Source organism: Bradyrhizobium sp. sGM-13 (assembly GCF_018398875.1).
Taxonomy (GTDB): domain Bacteria; phylum Pseudomonadota; class Alphaproteobacteria; order Rhizobiales; family Xanthobacteraceae; genus Bradyrhizobium.
The window spans coordinates 106,843-126,637 of the sequence record NZ_JAGWDK010000009.1 but is presented as its reverse complement, the minus strand read 5'-3'; the positions used below and the strand labels follow the sequence as shown (position 1 = coordinate 126,637).

The 19,795-nt window shown below is 62.2% G+C and carries 16 protein-coding genes and 1 pseudogene; 14 read left to right on the top strand and 3 right to left on the bottom strand.

The window, feature by feature from the left end; translation table 11 throughout:
- Positions 1-22 precede the first annotated feature (22 nt).
- The 12 genes and pseudogenes from pdhA (at position 23) to KJQ96_RS15625 (ending at position 12,402) form a co-directional block, all read left to right on the top strand.
- On the top strand, positions 23-1,045 hold the full coding sequence (pdhA, locus tag KJQ96_RS15680) for a pyruvate dehydrogenase (acetyl-transferring) E1 component subunit alpha (protein ID WP_213287505.1): 1,023 nt from the start codon (positions 23-25) through the stop codon (positions 1,043-1,045).
- Between the two features lie 103 nt (positions 1,046-1,148).
- Complete coding sequence (locus tag KJQ96_RS15675) at positions 1,149-2,549, top strand: pyruvate dehydrogenase complex E1 component subunit beta (protein ID WP_213287504.1); 1,401 nt, start codon at positions 1,149-1,151, stop codon at positions 2,547-2,549.
- Between the two features lie 4 nt (positions 2,550-2,553).
- A complete protein-coding gene (locus tag KJQ96_RS15670) occupies positions 2,554-2,859 on the top strand; it encodes a DUF5076 domain-containing protein (protein WP_028345892.1) in 306 nt (101 codons plus the stop codon).
- Positions 2,860-2,861: 2 nt separating this feature from the next.
- Positions 2,862-4,217, top strand: coding sequence for a pyruvate dehydrogenase complex dihydrolipoamide acetyltransferase (locus tag KJQ96_RS15665; RefSeq protein WP_213287503.1), 1,356 nt, complete (start codon positions 2,862-2,864; stop codon positions 4,215-4,217).
- A gap of 140 nt (positions 4,218-4,357) precedes the next feature.
- Complete coding sequence (lpdA, locus tag KJQ96_RS15660) at positions 4,358-5,776, top strand: dihydrolipoyl dehydrogenase (RefSeq protein WP_213287502.1); 1,419 nt, start codon at positions 4,358-4,360, stop codon at positions 5,774-5,776.
- 125 nt (positions 5,777-5,901) lie between these two features.
- A complete protein-coding gene (locus KJQ96_RS15655) occupies positions 5,902-7,143 on the top strand; it encodes a threonine synthase (protein ID WP_213287501.1) in 1,242 nt (413 codons plus the stop codon).
- 33 nt (positions 7,144-7,176) lie between these two features.
- Complete coding sequence (locus KJQ96_RS15650) at positions 7,177-8,145, top strand: tripartite tricarboxylate transporter substrate binding protein BugD (RefSeq protein ID WP_213287500.1); 969 nt, start codon at positions 7,177-7,179, stop codon at positions 8,143-8,145.
- Between the two features lie 59 nt (positions 8,146-8,204).
- Entirely contained in the window at positions 8,205-8,372 is a 168-nt protein-coding gene (locus tag KJQ96_RS15645; RefSeq protein WP_156908446.1) for a hypothetical protein, read from the top strand.
- A gap of 355 nt (positions 8,373-8,727) precedes the next feature.
- Positions 8,728-9,411 (top strand): annotated as a pseudogene (locus KJQ96_RS15640) (CNNM domain-containing protein); the annotation flags it as partial.
- Between the two features lie 127 nt (positions 9,412-9,538).
- Positions 9,539-9,832 carry a tripartite tricarboxylate transporter substrate-binding protein gene (locus KJQ96_RS15635; protein ID WP_309142423.1) on the top strand — a complete coding sequence of 98 codons (294 nt, stop codon included), beginning with the start codon at positions 9,539-9,541 and terminating at the stop codon, positions 9,830-9,832.
- Between the two features lie 391 nt (positions 9,833-10,223).
- Positions 10,224-11,150 carry a sulfurtransferase gene (locus KJQ96_RS15630; protein WP_213287498.1) on the top strand — a complete coding sequence of 309 codons (927 nt, stop codon included), beginning with the start codon at positions 10,224-10,226 and terminating at the stop codon, positions 11,148-11,150.
- Positions 11,140-12,402, top strand: a complete 1,263-nt coding sequence (locus tag KJQ96_RS15625; RefSeq protein ID WP_309142422.1) for a YeeE/YedE family protein — start codon at positions 11,140-11,142, stop codon at positions 12,400-12,402. The genes KJQ96_RS15630 and KJQ96_RS15625 overlap by 11 nt, the downstream gene beginning before the upstream one ends.
- Before the next feature lie 288 nt (positions 12,403-12,690).
- On the opposite strand, the gene KJQ96_RS15620 is transcribed toward KJQ96_RS15625, so the two are convergent.
- Positions 12,691-13,980, bottom strand: coding sequence for a hemolysin family protein (locus KJQ96_RS15620; protein ID WP_213287496.1), 1,290 nt, complete (start codon positions 13,978-13,980; stop codon positions 12,691-12,693).
- A 514-nt stretch (positions 13,981-14,494) separates the two neighbouring features.
- Complete coding sequence (locus KJQ96_RS15615; RefSeq protein ID WP_213287495.1) at positions 14,495-15,451, bottom strand: calcium-binding protein; 957 nt, start codon at positions 15,449-15,451, stop codon at positions 14,495-14,497.
- An 869-nt stretch (positions 15,452-16,320) separates the two neighbouring features.
- Between KJQ96_RS15615 and ilvD the strand changes: the two genes are divergently transcribed.
- Positions 16,321-18,045, top strand: coding sequence for a dihydroxy-acid dehydratase (ilvD, locus tag KJQ96_RS15610; RefSeq protein WP_213287494.1), 1,725 nt, complete (start codon positions 16,321-16,323; stop codon positions 18,043-18,045).
- On the top strand, positions 18,032-18,883 hold the full coding sequence (locus KJQ96_RS15605) for a tetratricopeptide repeat protein (protein ID WP_213287493.1): 852 nt from the start codon (positions 18,032-18,034) through the stop codon (positions 18,881-18,883). The genes ilvD and KJQ96_RS15605 overlap by 14 nt, the downstream gene beginning before the upstream one ends.
- Positions 18,884-19,001: 118 nt before the next feature.
- Here KJQ96_RS15605 and xth read toward each other — a convergent pair whose 3' ends face one another.
- Positions 19,002-19,793: an exodeoxyribonuclease III gene (xth, locus tag KJQ96_RS15600; RefSeq protein WP_213287492.1), complete on the bottom strand. Its 792-nt coding sequence runs from the start codon at positions 19,791-19,793 to the stop codon at positions 19,002-19,004.
- Positions 19,794-19,795: the final 2 nt, after the last annotated feature.

Sequence of the window (19,795 nt, the reverse complement as noted above, 5' to 3'; positions counted from 1 at the left end):
CTCTCTTTCACCCGGAATTGCCATGGCTGCACCCAAGAAAAGCGTCGCGAAAGAATCAGGGCAGGAGAAGGCAAACGGGTCCCCACCGGAATTCACCAAGGCGCAGGAACTGGCCGCGCTGCGGGACATGCTCTTGATCCGCCGCTTCGAGGAAAAGGCCGGCCAGCTCTACGGCATGGGTGCGATCGGCGGCTTCTGCCATCTGTATATCGGCCAGGAGGCCGTGGTGGTTGGGATGCAGATGGCCCTGAAAAAGGGCGATCAGGTCATAACCGGATACCGGGACCACGGCCACATGTTGGCCTGCGGGATGTCCGCCAACGGCGTGATGGCCGAGCTCACCGGACGCCGCGGCGGCTATTCCAAGGGCAAAGGCGGCTCCATGCACATGTTCAGCATGGAAAAGAATTTCTTCGGCGGCCACGGCATCGTCGGCGCCCAGGTTTCGCTCGGGACCGGCCTTGCTTTCGCCAATCGCTATCGCGGCAATGATTTCGTCAGCGTCGCCTATTTCGGCGACGGCGCATCCAACCAGGGCCAGGTCTACGAGAGTTTTAATATGGCGGAGCTGTGGAAGCTCCCGGTGATCTATGTGATCGAGAACAACCGCTACGCGATGGGCACGTCGGTGACGCGCTCCTCCGCCCTGACCGACTTTTCCAAGCGCGGCGCCTCCTTCAATATTCCGGGCCAGCAGGTCGACGGCATGGATGTGCGCGCAGTGAAGGCCGCCGGCGACGAGGCGGTCGCCTGGTGCCGCGCCGGCAAGGGGCCGTTTATCCTGGAAATGCAGACCTATCGCTACCGGGGCCACTCGATGTCCGACCCGGCCAAATACCGGACCCGCGAAGAGGTCGAAAAAATCCGCACCGACCAGGACCCGATCGAGCAGGTGCGCAACCGCCTGCTGGCCGCCAAGGTCAGCGAGCAGGAGCTGAAGGCGATCGACGCCGAGGTCCGTGAGATCGTCAACGCATCCGCCGATTTCGCCCAGCGCGATCCCGAGCCCGATCCGTCCGAGCTCTGGACCGACGTCTACAGGTAATTCAACGCATAGTTCGTAAAACGTGGGACCTGGTTTGCTGCTCTCGCGACCTGCAGATCAAACGAGCGCAGAACCAACTGACGAGTGATTTTCGGGAGCCGATATGCCCATTCAAGTGCTGATGCCTGCGCTGTCGCCCACCATGGAGAAGGGCAACCTCGCGAAGTGGCTGAAGAAGGAAGGCGAGCCGATCAAGTCGGGCGATGTCATCGCCGAGATCGAGACCGACAAGGCGACGATGGAAGTCGAGGCGACCGATGAGGGCACGCTCGGCAAGATATTGATCCCGGAAGGCACCGCCGACGTCGCCGTCAACACGCCGATCGCGACCATTCTGGCCGACGGCGAGAGCGCCGCCGATCTCGGCAAGGCCAGCGCGCCGGCGCAAGCGGCGAAGGCCGCGGAATCCGCGTCCCCCGCCGAAGCCAAGGCGGAAGCGCCGCAGCCCAAGGCCGAGAAGGCGCCAGCAGCGCCGCCGGCCGCGGTCGCCGAGCCCGATCCGGAAGTCCCCGCCGGCACCGAGATGATCACGCAGACGATTCGCGAGGCGCTGCGCGATGCGATGGCGGAAGAGATGCGGCGCGACCCCGACGTGTTCATCATGGGCGAAGAGGTCGCGGAATATCAGGGCGCCTATAAGGTGACCCAGGGCCTGCTGCAAGAGTTTGGCGCGCGGCGCGTGATCGATACCCCGATCACCGAGCATGGTTTTGCCGGCGTCGGCGTCGGTGCTGCGATGTCGGGGCTGAAGCCGGTCGTCGAATTCATGACGTTCAATTTCGCCATGCAGGCGATCGACCAGATCATCAACTCTGCGGCCAAAACATTGTACATGTCCGGCGGCCAGATGGGCTGCTCGATCGTATTCCGCGGCCCGAACGGCGCCGCCGCCCGCGTCGCGGCCCAGCACAGCCAGGACTACTCGGCCTGGTACTCGCAAATTCCCGGGCTGAAGGTGATCGCGCCGTTCTCGGCGGCCGACTACAAGGGGTTGCTTAAGGCCGCGATCCGCGATCCCAACCCCGTCATCTTCCTCGAAAACGAAGTCTTGTACGGCCACACCGGCGAGGTGCCAAAACTCGACGACTACGTGATCCCGATCGGCAAGGCGCGTATCGTTCGCTCGGGCAAGGACGTCACGCTGATCTCGTGGTCGAATGGCATGACCTACGCGCTGAAAGCCGCCGACGAACTCGCGAAGGAAGGCATCGAGGCCGAGGTGATCGACCTGCGCACGCTGCGCCCAATGGACACCGAGACTATCATCAACTCGGTGAAGAAGACCGGCCGCGCGGTGACAGTGGAGGAGGGCTGGCAGCAGTCCGGCGTCGGCGCCGAGATTGCCGCCCGCATCATGGAGCAAGCCTTCGACTATCTCGATGCGCCGGTCGCGCGCGTATCCGGCAAGGACGTGCCGATGCCCTATGCCGCGAACCTCGAAAAGCTCGCATTGCCTTCCGTTGCCGAGGTGGTCGCAGCCGCCAAGGCCGTTTCTTATCGGTAAGCCCATGGCCGGTCCCAACGAACAACCGCTGCCGCCGGACGTGATCGGCCGCGAGGACGCCGTTGAAGTCCTGCGCGCCTTCGTCGTCGATGGTGGGCTCTCGATCGCGTTTCAGCGCGCCTTCGAGGAGCCTGACATGTGGGGCCTCTTGCTGGTCGATATCGCCCGCCACGCCGCCCGCGCCTATGCGCGCGAGAGCGGCTACACCGAGGACGAGGCGCTCGCGCGCATCGTCGAGATGTTCGAAGCCGAAATCAACCGGCCGACCGACATGGGCTCCACCACGCCCCGGTCGCAACAGGGTCACTGACGATGCCGATCAACATTTTGATGCCCGCGCTGTCGCCCACGATGGAAAAGGGCAACCTTGCCAAGTGGCTCAAGAAAGAGGGCGACAAGGTCAAATCCGGCGACGTAATCGCCGAGATCGAGACCGACAAGGCGACGATGGAAGTCGAGGCGGTCGACGAGGGCACGATTGCCAAGATTCTGGTGCCGGAGGGTACGCAGGACGTCCCCGTCAACGACGTGATCGCGGTGCTGGCCGGCGACGACGAGGATGTGAAGGCGGCAGGCGCCGCGCCCGCGCCGAAGGCTGCTGAGGCGCCCAAGGAGGCCCCCAAAGAAGCGCCCAAGGAGGCACCTAAGCCTGCTGCCGCGGCACCGGCGCCAACACCTGCGCCCGCAGCGGCTCCCGCGCCTGCTCCTCAGGCGGCGGCGCCTGCCAAGGGGAACGGCCAGGCCCGCATCTTCTCGTCGCCGCTCGCGCGCCGTCTCGCTAAGGATGCCGGCATTGATCTTTCGCGCATCAACGGCTCGGGCCCGCATGGCCGCATCGTCGCCCGCGACGTCGAGGATGCGAAATCCGGCAAGGGCCTGAAAGCCCCGGCCGCCGCGCCTGCGGCGGGTCCGAGCATTGCGCCCGGGATCTCCGACAAGCAGATCCTGGCGCTGTTTGAGGAAGGCTCCTACGAGATCGTGCCGCACGACGGCATGCGCCGCACCATTGCGCAACGGCTCACCGCTTCGGTGCAGACCGTGCCGCATTTCTATCTGACGATGGACTGCGATATCGGCAAGCTCCTGGTCGCGCGCGAGGAGATCAACGCCGCAGCCCCCAAGGACAAGGAAAAGAAGCCGCTCTATAAGCTCTCGGTCAACGACTTCGTCATCAAGGCGATGGCGATCGCGCTGCAGCGGATCCCGAATTGCAACGTGAGCTGGACCGAAGGCGGCATGGTCAAGCACAAGCACTCCGACATCGGCGTGGCCGTGGCCATGCCCGGCGGCCTGATCACGCCGATCATCCGAAAAGCCGAGACCAAGACACTCTCCACGATTTCGTCCGAAATGAAAGACTTTGCCGCGCGCGCGCGGGCGCGCAAGCTGAAGCCGGAAGAATACCAGGGCGGCACCACGGCGGTATCCAACCTCGGCATGTACGGCATCAACCACTTCACCGCCGTGATCAATCCGCCCCACGCGACGATCCTGGCGGTCGGCACCAGCGAGGAGCGTCCCGTGGTGCGTGCCGGCAAGATTGAGATCGCGCAGATGATGAGCGTGACGCTGTCCTGCGATCACCGGGCGATCGACGGCGCGCTCGGCGCCGAGCTGATCGGCGCCTTCAAGCAGTTGATCGAAAACCCCGTCATGATGATGGTGTGAGGCGAGGATAGCCGCATCGTCATTGCGAGCGCAGCGAAGCAATCCATCGCATCGGCGACAAGGTGGATTGGTTCGTCGCAAGGGCTCCTCGCAATGACGGAGAACTGTGATGGTCGCACGACGATAACGAGCACATAGCCATGGCCGACACATCCTTCGACGTCATCATCATCGGCTCCGGCCCCGGTGGCTACGTCACCGCGATCCGCTCGGCGCAGCTCGGCTTCAAGACCGCGATTATCGAAAAATCCTATCTCGGCGGCATCTGCCTGAACTGGGGCTGCATCCCGACCAAGGCGCTGCTCCGCTCCGCCGAGATCTTTCATTACATGCAGCACGCCAAGGATTACGGGCTTTCTGCCGAGAAAATATCGTTCGATCCGAAGGCCGTCGTGCAGCGCTCGCGCGGCGTCTCGAAGCGGCTGAATGACGGCGTCGGCTTCCTGATGAAGAAGAACAAGGTGACGGTGATCTGGGGCGATGCGTCGATCGACGCGCCGGGTAAGGTCACAGTGAAGAAGTCGCAGGTCGAGGCGCCAAAGGGCGCGTTGGGCGAGGGCGCCTATCAGGCCAAGCACATCATCATCGCCACCGGCGCGCGGCCGCGCGTGCTGCCGGGGCTTGAACCCGACCAGAAACTGGTCTGGACCTATTTCGAGGCGATGGTGCCGGATCGGATGCCGAAATCGCTGCTGGTGGTCGGCTCCGGCGCGATCGGCATTGAGTTCGCCTCGTTCTTCCACACCATGGGTGCTGACGTCACCGTGGTCGAGGTGCTGCCGCAGATCCTCCCGGTCGAGGATGCGGAAATCGCTGGCCTCGCGCGAAAACGGTTCGAGAAGCAGGGCATCAAGATTCTCTCAAACACCAAAGTCACGAAGCTCGAGAAGAAGGCCGATAGCGTGGTCGCCACCATCGACGACGGCAAGAAGCCGCAGACGGTCGAGTTCGAGCGGGTGATCTCGGCGGTCGGCGTGGTCGGCAATGTCGAAGGGCTCGGCCTCGAAAAACTCGGCGTCAAGACCGACCGCGGCGTCGTCGTGATCGACGGCTACGGCAAGACCAATGTCCCCGGCATCTATGCCATTGGCGACGTCGCAGGTCCGCCGATGCTCGCCCACAAGGCCGAGCACGAAGGCGTCGTCTGCATCGAGGCGATCAGAGGCCTGCATCCGCACGCCATGGACAAGAACCTCATTCCCGGCTGCACCTATTGCCACCCGCAGATTGCCTCCGTCGGTCTGACCGAGGCGAAGGCGAAAGAGGGCGGCCGCGAGATTCGCGTCGGCCGTTTCCCGTTTGTTGGCAACGGCAAGGCGATCGCGCTCGGCGAGGACCAGGGCCTCGTCAAGGTGATCTTCGACAAGAAGACGGGGCAATTGCTCGGCGCCCACATGATCGGCGCGGAGGTGACCGAGTTGATCCAGGGGTACGTGGTTGCCATGAACCTGGAGACTACGGAAGAGGAGTTGATGCACACCGTCTTCCCGCATCCGACGCTGTCCGAGATGATGAAGGAGGCCGTGCTGGATGCCTACGGCCGCGTGCTGAATATCTAGCCTAGTTCCTAACCGTTATGCGCGGGGCTTGACCAGCGCATCCATCGCGCTTCACAAGAGTCTTGCGAAGAAGATGGATTGCCGGGTCTAGCCCGGCAATGACAAGCAAACCAGAAAGAACAGTTGTGAAAGACAACGACAATCTGACCATCGAACGCCCGACGTTTGTGACCCATCTCGAATGCGCGATGGAAGGCGATCGGTACGAGGCCGACCAGATCCACAACCTCTCCAAAGCCGGCAAGCCGCTACTGGTGCGCTACGACCTCGCTGGCGTGAAGAAAGCGCTGACCAAGGAAGCCCTCGCGCAGCGCCCGGCCGACATGTGGCGCTATCGCGAGCTGCTGCCGGTGCGTAAGGTCACGGACATCGTCAGCCTCGGCGAAGTGACGACGCCGCTGATCCGGCTGCCGAAGCTTGCGAAGAAACTCGGCGGCGGCGAGATCATCGTCAAGGACGAAGGACGTCTGCCGACCGGCTCGTTCAAGGCCCGCGGCCTTGTGATGGCGGTGTCGATGGGCAAGGCGCTCGGTATCAAGTACATGGCGATGCCGACCAACGGCAATGCGGGCGCGGCGCTCGCGGCCTACGCGACGTCCTGCGGCATCAAGACGACGATCTTCTGCCCCGCCGACACGCCGGAGGTGAATGTCAGCGAGATCGAGCTGCAGGGCGCTACCGTCTATCGCGTCAACGGTCTGATCGACGATTGCGGCAAGATCGTCGGCGAGGGGAAGGCAAAAGCCGGCTGGTTCGACACCTCGACGCTGAAGGAGCCTTACCGGATCGAAGGCAAGAAGACGATGGGCCTCGAGCTCGCCGAACAGCTCGGCTGGGAGATGCCCGACGTGATCTTCTATCCGACCGGCGGCGGCACCGGCCTGATCGGGATGTGGAAGGCGTTTGCCGAACTGGAAGCCATCGGCTTCATCGGCGCGAAGCGGCCGCGGATGGTCGCGGTACAGGCGTCCGGCTGCGCGCCGATGGTGCGCGCCTTCGAGAACGGCACCGAGCACGCTCCCCGCTGGGAAGATGCCCACACCATTGCCTCCGGCATCCGCGTGCCGCAGGCGGTCGGAGATTTTCTGATCCTGCGCGCGGTCCGCGAGAGCAAGGGATTTGCGATTGCGGTCCCGGACGAGAAGATTTCTGCTGCGCTCAACGAAGTGGCGCGCGAGGAGGGCCTGCTGTTGTGTCCGGAAGGGGCGGCGACGTATGCTGCCTATCAGCAAAGCCTTGCCGACGGCCGCGTGACCAAAAACGATCGCGTCATGCTGTTCAATTGCGCGACAGGGCTTAAATATCCGCTGCCGCAGGTCACGCGGACGCTCGATCGCCACCAGCCGATCGACTACGCAAAACTCTGACCATCGCGCGGCGGAATGTGATGGGAGCATGAGATGCGAAAGATCATTCTGGCCGCGATTGCAGTGCTGGCGTTCGGTGGTGGTGGGGCAGCGCAAAGCTTTCCCTCGCGTCCCGTCACCATCATTGTGCCGTTCTCCGCCGGCGGTCCGTCGGATGCGATGGCGCGGATTCTCGCTGAACGCATGAAGGCCTCGCTCGGCGAGCAGGTCCTGGTCGAGAACGTGACCGGGGCGGGCGGTTCGGTCGGCGTCGGCCGCGCGGTGCGATCGCCGCCTGACGGCTACACGATCAGCTTTGGCCATCTCGGCACCCACGTTGCCAATGGCGCGGTTTACAAGCTTGGCTACGATCTCGTCACCGATCTCGAGCCGGTCGCGCTGTTGCCGAGCAACCCGATGATCATCGTCAGCAAGAAGGCGGTTCCCGCAACCTCACTGAAGGAATTTCTGGCATGGCTGAAGGCGCAGCCGGCCGCGCCGATCGCGGGCACCGCCGGCGCCGGGTCCGGCAGCCATATCGCCGGGCTCTATTTCGAGAACGTCAGCGGCATCAAGCTGCAATATGTACCGTATCGCGGCACGGGACCGGCGATGAACGATCTCGTCTCCGGACAGATCGATATGATCGTCGACCAGACCTCGAACTCGATCGGGCAGGTACGCGCGGGCAATATCCGCGCCTATGCCATTACCGCTAGCAAGCGCGTGGAATCCGCGTCCGACATCCCGACCGTGGATGAGGCGGGGCTGCCCGGATTCCACATGACGCTGTGGTCCGGCCTCTGGGTTCCAAAGGGCACGCCGAAGGACGTCATCGCCAAGCTGAATATGGCGACGGTGGAGGCGCTGAACGATCCGGCGGTGCGCAAGCAGCTTGAAAACCTCGGTCTGCAAATGCCGCCCAAGGACAAGCTCACGCCCGAAGCGCTCGGCGCCTGGCAAAAGGCCGAAATCGCAAAATGGTGGCCGATGATCAAAGCCGCCAATGTGAAGGTGGATTAGCTCCGGGCAGGGAACCTAGGGGGAGTGCGGACGTTTAACGCTCTTATACGGAGCGTACGATGGCTGAAAACGACAACCGATCCAAGGGCACAATCGGACTCATTCTCGGCGGAGTCATCGCATTGGCTGCTGCGGTATTCATTCTCACCGGCGGTGAATTGGGCGGCACTAAAGACGTGACCAGCGATGCTGACCTTCCGCCGGTCTCTTCGCCTGAAAAGAAATAGCGCGAAAATGGGTTGGCAAGTGTGCTGATTTGTCCGATCTCTTCGGGCTGCAGCGGCTAGGCCGTCCATTGATCGGATGCTCTATTTCGAACTGGCTACCGGCTGGGACTACGACCTGTTGCTCCCTTCGTCGCGACTGACCAAATGCCGCATCATTAATCGCCGGTAGCGGGCTATTTTTGTAGGTGCCGGCCATGAGCGACGAACCTCCAAGCACACATTCCCTGAAATCGACGAGCAGCGAAACCTGCCTCGCGGCATCAATGCCTGCGCGAGTCTTGCGAGGGTCGGCACGTCACATAGAGAGGATCCGCGTCGAACGGACGGGAAGGGTCGACGCCCACGGGAGGCGACTATGCCCACGGACGATGGCAGTTTGGTCAACATACTTGGAATCCTCTCGATCATCGTACTCGTCGTTGCTAATGGCTTCTTCGTTGCGTCCGAATTTTCCCTCGTTGCGATACGCCGAGGCCGGGTAGGCCAGTTGGTCGCCGGCGGCCGCATGAATGCTCGGGCGCTGCAACGGGCCATTACTCGTCTCGACTACAATATTGCGGCGTGCCAGCTTGGCATGACGATTTCCTCGCTGGCGCTGGGCTGGATCGGCGAGCCGGCCCTGGCGCACCTGATCGAGCCACTATTGGTTGGGCCTCTTGGATCCGGCTCGACGTTCGGCGCTCACGCGATTGCCATCGCGATTGCATTCGTCATCCTTACGATGCTTCATATCGTGCTTGGCGAACTTGCACCCAAGAGCCTCGCGCTGCAGCGGATAGAGATAACCACGCTCCTAATCGTGCGACGGCTCGTGCTGTTCGGATTCCCGTTCAAGCCAGCCATCGTGTGCTTGAACGCGCTGGGCAACAGCGTTCTCTGCTTGGCCGGGTTGAGGCCGGCGAGCGAACAGGAAACGATCCACTCCCCTGAGGAAATAAAGCTTCTGGTAGCCGAAACCGAGGAAGCAGGCTTGCTCGCGCGCGCGCAGCGCAATGTCGTCGAGCGGATCATCAATACCACCAGTCGCGAGGTGTGCGATCGATTCCGGATCGTTGATATGGACGGTCCGCGGATTAGCAAGTTCTTGCATCAAGAGATTCTGATCCACCCTAGACTAGGCCATCATAGGTAACATCCGGGCCTACGCCATCACCGATAACAAGCGTGTGGAATCGGCTGCCGATATTCCAACCGTTGACGAGGCGGGGTTGCCGAGGCTTCCCACGCTGCGGTCCGGCCTTTGGGTGCTCAAGAACACGCCGAAGGACGTTATCGCAAAGCTGAACGCGGCGACGGTCGAGGCGTTGGGCGATCCGGCGGTCCGCAAGCAGCTCGAAATCTCGGCTTGCAGATGCCGCCAAAGGACAAAGCTCGCACCCGAAGCACTCGGCGCCTGGCAGAAGGCCGAGATCGAAAAATGGTGGCCGATGATCAAGGCCGCCAACGTCAAGGTGGATTAGCCCGGCCGCTGCGCGCTCGCTCATGATGTGTCAGGATGGCTTACGTATGTGGGGCGTGTGACCGGCGGCTGTCTAAGTTTATCCGCCGCTCCCCCGGTGAGGCTGCATGGCCTTTGCCGCTTGTTCGAAGCGCTGTCGTCACTGAACGCTGGGCAGCCGCTCCAGCGCGACTTGTTGCCACAGCCGAGATAGTCATTTGCGTTTTGACGCAGGTGGTGCCTCAATTCTTTCCGTCTGTTGGAGATGCATGGAATTTCATTGTATGCCCGGAATGCAGCTATTGACTGGCCTCCGCTGCAGTGGCGCTTTTCGCCGTCAGGATAGTCTGGCCGCGATCATACTGACGATCCATTTGCACGGAACGCTTTAACTCCATTATCAGGAGCCTCCCATGAAACTAGCATCGCTATTCACTGCGGTGACACTCACCTTCATCGGCCTTGCAGGCCCGACGCTTGCACAAACGCCGAAAGGCCCACTCGTCAACGGCGAATGGCTGGAGAAGAACCTTAGCGATCCCAAGGTGCGTGTGGTCGAGGTGAGCGTCGAACCGGGCCTGTTCGAACGCGGCCATATCCCCAATGCGCAGAACGTTGTCTGGCACACGGATCTGGTTGACACGGTCCGTCGCGACATCGCCACGAAGGAGAAATTTCAGGACCTCGTCCGCAAACTCGGCATCGACAAGGATACGACCGTCGTCCTCTACGGCGACAACAACAACTGGTTTGCAGCCTGGGGCGCCTGGATTTTCAAAAGCTACGGCTTCGATAACGTAAAGCTGCTCGATGGCGGCCGGAAGAAATGGGAGGCTGACAAGCGTCCCTTCGACAGCCGTGTGGCCTCGGTAGCGCCGAGCCAGGTTTCCATCGGCGAGCCCAACAGCAAGCTGCGCGCGCGGCTGTCCGACGTGAACGACGCGGTATCGAAGAAGACCAATGCGACCATCGTCGACATCCGCTCGCCGGACGAGTATTCCGGCAAGGTGTTCGCTCCTCCGGGTTCGCAGGAGCTGGCGGTGCGCGCCGGCCACGTCCCGGGTGCGATCAACGTTCCCTGGGTCCGCGCCGTGAACGAGGATGGCACGATCAAGTCGGCCGACGAATTGAAGAAGCTTTATGCAGCAGCGGGCATCGATGATTCGAAGCCGATCATCGTCTACTGCCGCATCGGCGAACGCTCCAGCCACACCTGGTTCGTGCTCTCGCAGATTCTGGGCTATGATGTGCGCAACTATGACGGCTCGTGGACCGAATACGGAAACGCGGTTGGCTTGCCCGTCGTCAACGTGGCAGGGACCGTCTGGGGTGGCAAGTGAAGCGCTGACATCGCAGGACAAGGCTTACGCGCATCGCATCGATGCGCCGCAGACCGCAACGGCGCCGGGCTCCCCGGCGTCGTTCGCATTTGTGCCCTCACTCGTGCGCTTGCTGGTCTCGGCTGCGCTTCTGGTGGTGCTGGCGGCGCTGGCTTACGTGCTCCACCTGAACAGCCAGCCAGGTCTTTCGCTCTCGCTTCTCTTGGGCGCAGCCTTCGGCATTGTCCTGCAACGCTCGCGCTTCTGCTTCTTCTGCAATTTTCGCGACTGGTTCGACAGTGGCGATCCGCGCGGCCTGTTCGGAATCCTCGTGGCGCTCGCGGTCGGCATCGTCGGCTATGCCATCGTGTTCGGGGCGTGGCTGCCCGATCCGTCCAGCGGCCGGCTGCCGCCGGACGCCTTCATAGGCCCGGTGAGCCTCGTCCTGCCGGTTGCCGGCCTCGCATTCGGTGCAGGTATGGCGATATCAGGCTCCTGTGTCAGCGCGCACCTCTATCGCCTCGGCGAGGGATCGCCGACCGCGCCTTTCGCGCTGATCGGCACGGTGATTGGCTTCATTCTCGGCTTTATGAGCTGGAATACGCTCTACCTGACCCAGATCGTTGGCGCGCCCATGGTGTGGCTGCCGCACTGGGTCGGCTATGCCGGCACGCTGGTGGCGAGCCTGATCATGCTCGCTCTCGTCGCGCTCTGGCTGTCGCGCGGCGGCCAGCAACGCTCTCAGCCAGTAGACGATACGCCCTGGCGCAAGATACTGATCCATCGCTGGCCAGCCTGGATCGGCGGAGCGATCGTTGGCGTTATCGGCATGGTGGCGTATCTGCGCGTCGCGCCGCTGGGCGTCACCGCAGAGATTGGCGGCCGCGCGCGTCAGATCGCCTCGGTGACAGGTCTCTCGCCCGGCAGGCTTGAGGGACTTGATACGCTGCGGGGCTGTGTCACCGTCATTCGCGACGGTCTCGTTTCCAATAACGGGGCGTTCATCGCAGCGCTCGTTGTCGCTTCCTTTGCCGCCGCATTCGTATCCGGCCAATTCAAGCCGGAGCGGCCGACCGCTGGTCAGGCCAGCCGCGGCGTGATCGGCGGTATTCTGCTTGGCTGGGGCGCCATGACAGGCCTTGGCTGCACGATCGGCACTTTGCTTTCCGGCATCATGGCCGGAGCGCTCTCAGGCTGGGTCTTCGCGGTGGCGGTGTTCACAGGCATCGCCGCCACACTGCTCGTGGGGCGCCGCATCGGGGCGCTAGGTTGAAAGTCGGAGTGCAAGGGCCGGCGGCCGGCCCTTGCAAGTGATTTTCAGGAAGTGGTTTGAGTGCTGGACTGCGTTTGCCTTACGCGTTTTGACGTTTCAGCTTGGAACGATGGCTTCCCGCGTCAGTCGGCGTTTCGGTACGGTCGATGCCTCGAACGCTCAAAAATCATCCGCCTGGATTGATTCTTGGTCCTAACGCCGTCACAGAAACGAACGATCCATGGGCCTTCTGCCAGTCGGCGGCGGGTCGGGGCCAGCACAGCGGAATCATCTTGCGCCGGTCGACATTCATGCCGGCTCAAGTCGACTGGCCAACACCTTGTCAATCCGCCTGCCGTCGAGATCGGCAACCTCAAACTGCCATCCCTCATCTTCAATTCTATCGCCCACGTTGGGAATCTTGCCAAACTCTTGAAGCAGAAAGCCGGCAAACGTCTGATAGGGCCGCGATGCAGGAAGGGCAATTCCGAGCAAATGTGCGGCCTCAACCGCCGGCATCCAACCGGAGATTAAATACGATCCGTCGTCACGCTTTACGGCAGCAGGCTCAACCGGCCCGTCTTTGGTATTGAAGGAGCCGACGATCGCTTCGAGGATGTCAGCGCTGGTCACGACGCCTTGGAAAACGCCATATTCGTCATGCACCAGTCCCACGTGAACAGGTGCACCGCGCAAGAGCGTAACCACATCTCGAGCATCGAGCGCTTCCGGCATTATGGGTGCTTCGCGAACGAGATCTCGGACTTTGGGGATCTTGCCCGCCAGGTAGACGTCAAGCAAATCTTTTGCACTCACGATGCCTACCGCGCCTTCGTGATTGCCATCAAAGACGACGAGATGGGAGTGTTTGCTCTCCAAGAGGTCAGCGAAAATTTGGTCGTTACTGTCTTCCAAGTTGATAGAGTCTACCTCGTGACGTGGGGTCATTACCGCCCCCACGGCCAGATCGCCGAGCCGCATCACCCCGGCGATCCATTCCTTTTCGCCGGGTTCTAATACTCCGGCATTCTCGGCCTCGGCGACAAGCGATCGAATTTCATCCTCACTAACTCTATCGCCCGCTTCCTCTCGATGACCCAACAGCCACAGCAATATCTTGCCGGATCGATCAAGCAGCCACACCAGCGGATGCGACACCTTGGCAAGCAACACCATCGCAGGTGCCACCTTCACTGCTATGGCCTCTGGATCACGAAGCGCAATCTGCTTCGGAACGAGCTCGCCGATAATCAGTGACGCATAGGTGATGAAAGCCACCACAACGCCAACTCCGGCCGGCTCTGCAAGGGCAGGCGACAGGCCGGCCTCGATCAGCCAAGATGCAAGACGCAGCCCTAACGTCGCGCCTGAGAAAGCGCCGGACAACACGCCAATCAGGGTAATGCCGATTTGAACCGTCGACAGGAATTTGCCGGGATCAGATGCCAGCGCAAGGGCGCGGCGGGCTCCTTTGACGCGCTTCTCGACAAGGCCGGCCAGCCTCGCCGGACGCGAGGACACAATGGCCAACTCCGACATTGCGAGTAGGCCGTTGAGAACAATCAGGATCGTGACGATCCCGAGGTCTAGGTATAACACGACTTTACCTTCTGTGGCGCGGGCCGCGCCGGTACCACACGATCGCCGCAACACATATGGAGTGTCTACCATAGGCACGCAAATGGAACCAGTTCCCGGAGGCCGGCATGCGGACAGTCAAGATCGTGGCTTAATCAGCTTGCGAACTTTTGCCGTTATCGCTGCAGCAAATCATTCTGATGATTGCCGCCCTTGCATGGGAGAACATCGCGCATGTTCCCAGTAGTCCCGGACCCAGCGGAATACCGGGATCCACGGTGCGAGACCAGACCCCACCGCCCGCCGGGGATCTCTCGAGGACGACCAGCGGGAAGTCGCGTTGACCTCGTGGCCGGGCATTTTCACACAATGGTCGCTTTGCTTGCCGGCAAGCGTAAGCCACGACTAGCCACTGGTCGCGCATGCGCGCCGATGCAGCCTTGCGCCCGGTGACGATTGAATCGACACCGGACGCTGGAGGTGCAAGGGCCGGAAAGCCGACCCTTTCAGGTGTTTGAGACCTGAGCTCCTTCGCTTACGCGTAGGTGGCCATGTTGGCCATCGCCGTCATTTCGTTGTGGTGGCCGCCGTCGGTGCCGCCACCGGCCAGCACGCCGTCGTCTTCGATATCGAAGTGCGCGCCGCCGAGTTCGCCAACCTTCTCGTAGGCGCCATACACGGTTTGGGTAACGTTGATGTCGCTCTGCTTCACCAGGTTGCCGTAGACGGTGATGGTGCCGAGCAGATCCTCGTCATGCGCGCCGGCATTACCTTGCTGGCTGATGACGGTGATCACGCTATAGTCGTTCCTGCCGTCGCCGTTGCTGTCCTTGTGCTCGATCGACTTGACCTCGGCGGTGTGCGCCGAGATTTCGATCTTGTCGCCCTGGGCGCGATTGAAGTCGCGGATCACGTCGTTGCCGAAGCCGTCGACCCAGTGATCGTGAGTGGCGTTGTTCTCGCCGGTGACGCCAACCCAGTCGATGGTGCCATCGTCGTTGACATGCTTGGCGACGATCTCGTCCTTGGCGTTCACCATGCCTTCGAAGCGGAAGGTGTCGCCGCCCCTGCCGCCGGTGAGGGTATCGTTGACCGCCTTGAACGCAGCGGTTTCCTCCGCGAAGATCTGGGTCGTGCCGTCCTGGGCCGCGACCATCTCGCCGGCGTCCGACCGGCTGAGCAGCACGTCATTGCCGGAGCCGCCATCCATGCGGTCAGCGCCGAAGCCGCCGACCAGGAGATCGGCGCCGGAGCCGCCCGAGAGATTGTCGTTGCCCGAGCCACCCCAAACCTTGTCGTCGCCGGAGCCGGCGTTCAGCGTGTCGTTACCGGCCATGCCGGCGACCGAGTCCGCCTTGGCACCGGAGTACAAGACGTTGTTGCCCGTCGTGCCGTTCAGATGATCATGGTCGGCGCTGCCGCCCGTAAACCTGGCTAAAAAATCATCGAGACGGCCGTCGTCGAAGAACCTGTTCAGATTGAAGCGTGCCATTAGTCGAACCTCTTACTCAGAGGCCTCACGGACTAGAAACGACCACGGACTTTGAGAAAGCCTCGCGTGATGCGCGCGGGAAGGACGTGAGGCAGGATCCTTCACCCGCATCGAAGAAGAAACAGGAAAACGGGCCCGTGGCTGGACGTGTGCGCGGCGGATTTGCGCTGTGCAGGGGCAATATGGTGACGCGAAAGGCGTTCGTGCGCCGATCCTTGGGCGTGCGCCTCAATTCCAGCCGGCAATAAAAACATCTGCGATAATGGCGTACCGCGTTGTTCTCTCTCGCATATGAATGACAAGCGCCGACGATGCGCATGTTGCGAGCCGCATCATTGCGTGACGAAAACTGGCGCAAAAAGTGCCGGTCGCACAAAAATGACGCGATCCCCTTCGAATGCCATGCATGATGGCATGGGATGCAGTTTTTCGTGTGTGCAATGGCGCAATCAAAAGACAGGCGACGTTGATGTCGTTCGGATTGCGTTGTCCGATTCGCAGCGAGGCTGGGCGCTCGGCAAATGTCGGTCCGGATGCGTGGGCGATTCCCGCGCTGGACTTCCCGTCGTCGATCGCCCTCAGGTTGTGATCGGTTGAGGGTCTGGGCCTCCCGGAACGAGGTTCTTCGAGGGTACCGCCGATTTGATAAGCTCAAATAATGGTTGCCGCTGGGCCACGATTGTTGCGAAACTGCAACAGCAGGGGAACATTTGGTTAGCTGCCCCGGCTGCCTCTTGCTTGCGCCGCTTTTTGGCCACACCCCTCCATGAAACCATTTCTTTCATAGCTGATTGGCCACAGCGGGCAAAGGCGACGGGAAATTGCTCCCGAGACCGACAGGGAGATGGCTGGGAGAACAGGTTCCGCTGATGGACGCCAAGACCGACATCAAGAAGAGGTTGCCGAGCCGTCACGTGACGGAGGGGCCGGAACGTGCCCCTCATCGGTCCTATCTCTACGCGATGGGGCTGACCACCCAGCAGATCCACCAGCCTTTCGTCGGCGTGGCGTCCTGCTGGAATGAAGCAGCACCCTGCAATATCTCGCTGATGCGCCAGGCGCAGGCGGTCAAGAAAGGCGTCGCGGCCGCCGGCGGCACCCCGCGCGAATTCTGCACCATCACCGTGACCGACGGCATCGCCATGGGCCACGACGGCATGCGCTCGTCCCTGCCGTCCAGGGAATGCATCGCCGACTCGGTCGAGCTGACCGTCCGCGGCCACGCCTACGACGCCCTCGTCGGGCTCGCCGGCTGCGACAAGTCGCTGCCGGGCATGATGATGGCGATGGTCAGGCTCAACGTGCCCTCGATCTTCATCTATGGCGGCTCGATTCTGCCGGGCAATTTCCGCGGCCAGCAAGTCACGGTACAGGACATGTTCGAAGCCGTAGGCCGACACTCGGTCGGTGATATGTCGGATGCCGATCTCGACGAAATCGAGCGGGTGGCTTGCCCCTCGGCCGGAGCCTGCGGCGCGCAATTCACCGCCAACACCATGGCGACCGTGTCAGAGGCGATTGGCCTGGCGCTGCCCTATTCGGCCGGCGCGCCGGCGCCTTACGAGATTCGCGACGCGTTTTGCACCGCAGCCGGCGAGAAGATTCTGGAGCTGATCGCAGCCAACATCCGCCCGCGCGACATTGTCACCCGCCGCTCGCTGGAAAACGCCGCCGCCGTGGTTGCCGCCTCCGGCGGGTCGACCAATGCTGCGCTGCACCTGCCGGCGATTGCGCATGAGTGTGGGATAAAGTTTGACTTATTCGACGTCGCCGAAATCTTCAAAAAGACTCCTTATGTCGCGGATTTGAAGCCAGGGGGCCGTTATGTTGCCAAAGACATGTTCGAGGTTGGTGGCATTCCGCTTCTGATGAAGACGCTGCTCGACAATGGCCACCTGCACGGAGATTGCATTACCGTCACGGGCCGTACGATCGCCGAAAATCTCAAGAGCGTGAAATGGAATCCGCACCAGGATGTGGTGCGGTCCGCCGACAACCCGATCACCGTCACGGGAGGCGTTGTCGGGTTGAAGGGTAATCTCGCGCCGGAGGGCGCGATCGTGAAGGTCGCGGGCATGTCGAAGTTGAAATTTGCTGGTCCTGCCCGTTGCTTCGATCGCGAGGAAGACGCCTTCGAGTCGGTCCAGAAGAAAACCTACAAGGAAGGCGAGGTCATCGTGATCCGCTACGAGGGGCCGCGCGGCGGCCCCGGCATGCGGGAGATGCTCTCGACCACGGCGGCGCTGACCGGGCAGGGGATGGGCGGCAAGGTCGCCCTGATCACCGACGGCCGGTTCTCTGGCGCCACCCGTGGCTTCTGCATCGGCCATGTCGGACCGGAGGCGGCCGTGGGCGGCCCGATCGCCCTGTTGCAAAATGGTGACATTATCGAGATCGACGCCGAGGCCGGTACTCTTAACGTAAAATTGACCGACGCCGAACTCGCCGACCGTAAAACCAAATGGCTGCCTCGACAGACTAACCATACGTCGGGTGCGCTGTGGAAATATGCCCAACAGGTTGGGCCGGCGGTGGATGGGGCTGTGACCCATCCTGGCGGTGCGCACGAGAAACAGTGTTATGCGGACATCTAGGCGTATCATTCTTGCGTTGATGTTGGGGGCCGCACCAGTGGCCGCTCCCGGATTCGCATTTGATGGCGCACCGGTAAAGCCGGACGCCGCGCTCCCCATAATGAACCAGCCCGCGGCCGCGCAGGCCGTCACGGCGCAGGCGCTGAAGAAGGCTGCGCCCGGGACGGCTACCGCCACGGCGACTGCGGTTAACGCGCCTTCGCTGACTTCGCTGCAATACGCCGCCGAGGGTGGCCATCCCGTCGCGCAGTGGAAACTCGGCCGGATGTATGCCGACGGCGATGGCGTGGTGCAGGATGACCTGCGCGCGTTTGAATATTTCAGCCGTATCGCCAACCAGCATGCCGAGGATAGCCCGTCGGCGCCGCAGGCCGCGATCGTGGCCAACGCCTTCGTGGCGCTAGGGCGCTACTACCTCAATGGCATCCCGAATTCCAAGATCAAGGCGGATACCGAACGCGCCCGGGAGATGTTCTCCTATGCCGCGTCCTATTTCGGCAATGCCGACGCGCAATACGATCTGGCGCGGCTTTATCTGAAGACCCCGGACGCCTCGCGGGACGATTTCCGCTATGGGGCGCGCTGGCTTGGTCTGGCTGCCCAGAAGGGCCAGCATCAGGCGCAGGCCATGCTCGGCCAGATGCTGTTCAACGGCGACCGGCTGCCGCGGCAGGCCGCCCGCGGATTGATGTGGCTGACGCTGGCGCGTGACAACGCCGCGCCCGATGAGACCTGGATCCGCGAAAGCTATAACCGCGCGTTCGCCAAGGCCTCCGACGACGATCGCGCCACGGCCTTGCAGATGCTCGAGCACTGGGTGCAGGGCAAGCGGGACTGACGCGGCGCTGCCCTAGGTGGGCAACGGCGCGCGTTAGCGCCGTACCCACCATTAATCCGAGGTCACAGACAGAAAAGAGTGGGCAGGCTGCGCTTTGCCCACCCTGCGATTCTGTCGCTCAAGCCTTCTCCAGATCGAAATCCGCCCAGACCGGCACGTGATCGGACGGCTTCTCCCAGGCGCGGACGTAGCTGTCGACGCCGACGTCGGTCAGGCAGTCGCTGGCCTGCGGCGACAGCAGGAGGTGGTCGATTCGAAGGCCCCAGTTCTTCTGCCAGGCGCCCGCCTGGTAGTCCCAGAACGTGTAGAGACCCGGTTCGTCGGTCACCGCACGCAGCGCATCGGTCAGGCCGAGGCCGAGCAGGGACTGGAAGGCCTCGCGGGTTTGTGGGCGGAACAGCGCGTCGTTACCCCAGGCGGCGGGGTTATAGACGTCGGCGGCAGCCGGAATGACGTTGAAGTCGCCTGCGAGCACCAGCGGTTCTTCTGCCTTAAGCCGCTCTTTCGAGTACTCAAGAAGCCGCGACATCCATTTGAGTTTATACGGGTATTTGTCCGTATCCGGCGGATTTCCGTTGGGCAGATAGAGGCAGGCGATCCGCATCACGCCGGTCTTCAGCGTCACCACGCCTTCGAGGAATCTGGCATGGGCGTCCTCGTCGTCGCCGGCCAGCCCCGATTTGGTCTCGTCGAACGGCAGTTTCGACAGCAGGGCGACACCGTTGAAGGTCTTCTGGCCGTGGGTGACGACGTTATAGCCAAGCGACTCGAGCTCCAGCCGCGGGAACGCGTCGTCAACGCACTTGGTTTCCTGCAGGCAGACGACGTCCGGCGAGCAGTCTTTCAGCCACGTCATGAGAGGCTCGAGCCGCTGCCGGATCGAATTGACGTTCCAGGTTGCAATACGCATGA

What these genes read in the sequence shown, in the direction of transcription:
- ilvD (WP_213287494.1), top strand. Translation starts at nt 16,321, where the DNA reads ATGGACGCCAAGACCGACATCAAGAAGAGGTTGCCGAGCCGTCACGTG.
- lpdA (WP_213287502.1), top strand. Translation starts at nt 4,358, where the DNA reads ATGGCCGACACATCCTTCGACGTCATCATCATCGGCTCCGGCCCCGGT.
- pdhA (WP_213287505.1), top strand. Translation starts at nt 23, where the DNA reads ATGGCTGCACCCAAGAAAAGCGTCGCGAAAGAATCAGGGCAGGAGAAG.
- KJQ96_RS15675 (WP_213287504.1), top strand. Translation starts at nt 1,149, where the DNA reads ATGCCCATTCAAGTGCTGATGCCTGCGCTGTCGCCCACCATGGAGAAG.
- KJQ96_RS15630 (WP_213287498.1), top strand. Translation starts at nt 10,224, where the DNA reads ATGAAACTAGCATCGCTATTCACTGCGGTGACACTCACCTTCATCGGC.
- KJQ96_RS15670 (WP_028345892.1), top strand. Translation starts at nt 2,554, where the DNA reads ATGGCCGGTCCCAACGAACAACCGCTGCCGCCGGACGTGATCGGCCGC.
- KJQ96_RS15605 (WP_213287493.1), top strand. Translation starts at nt 18,032, where the DNA reads ATGCGGACATCTAGGCGTATCATTCTTGCGTTGATGTTGGGGGCCGCA.
- KJQ96_RS15615 (WP_213287495.1), bottom strand. Translation starts at nt 15,451, where the DNA reads ATGGCACGCTTCAATCTGAACAGGTTCTTCGACGACGGCCGTCTCGAT.
- xth (WP_213287492.1), bottom strand. Translation starts at nt 19,793, where the DNA reads ATGCGTATTGCAACCTGGAACGTCAATTCGATCCGGCAGCGGCTCGAG.
- KJQ96_RS15650 (WP_213287500.1), top strand. Translation starts at nt 7,177, where the DNA reads ATGCGAAAGATCATTCTGGCCGCGATTGCAGTGCTGGCGTTCGGTGGT.
- KJQ96_RS15645 (WP_156908446.1), top strand. Translation starts at nt 8,205, where the DNA reads ATGGCTGAAAACGACAACCGATCCAAGGGCACAATCGGACTCATTCTC.
- KJQ96_RS15665 (WP_213287503.1), top strand. Translation starts at nt 2,862, where the DNA reads ATGCCGATCAACATTTTGATGCCCGCGCTGTCGCCCACGATGGAAAAG.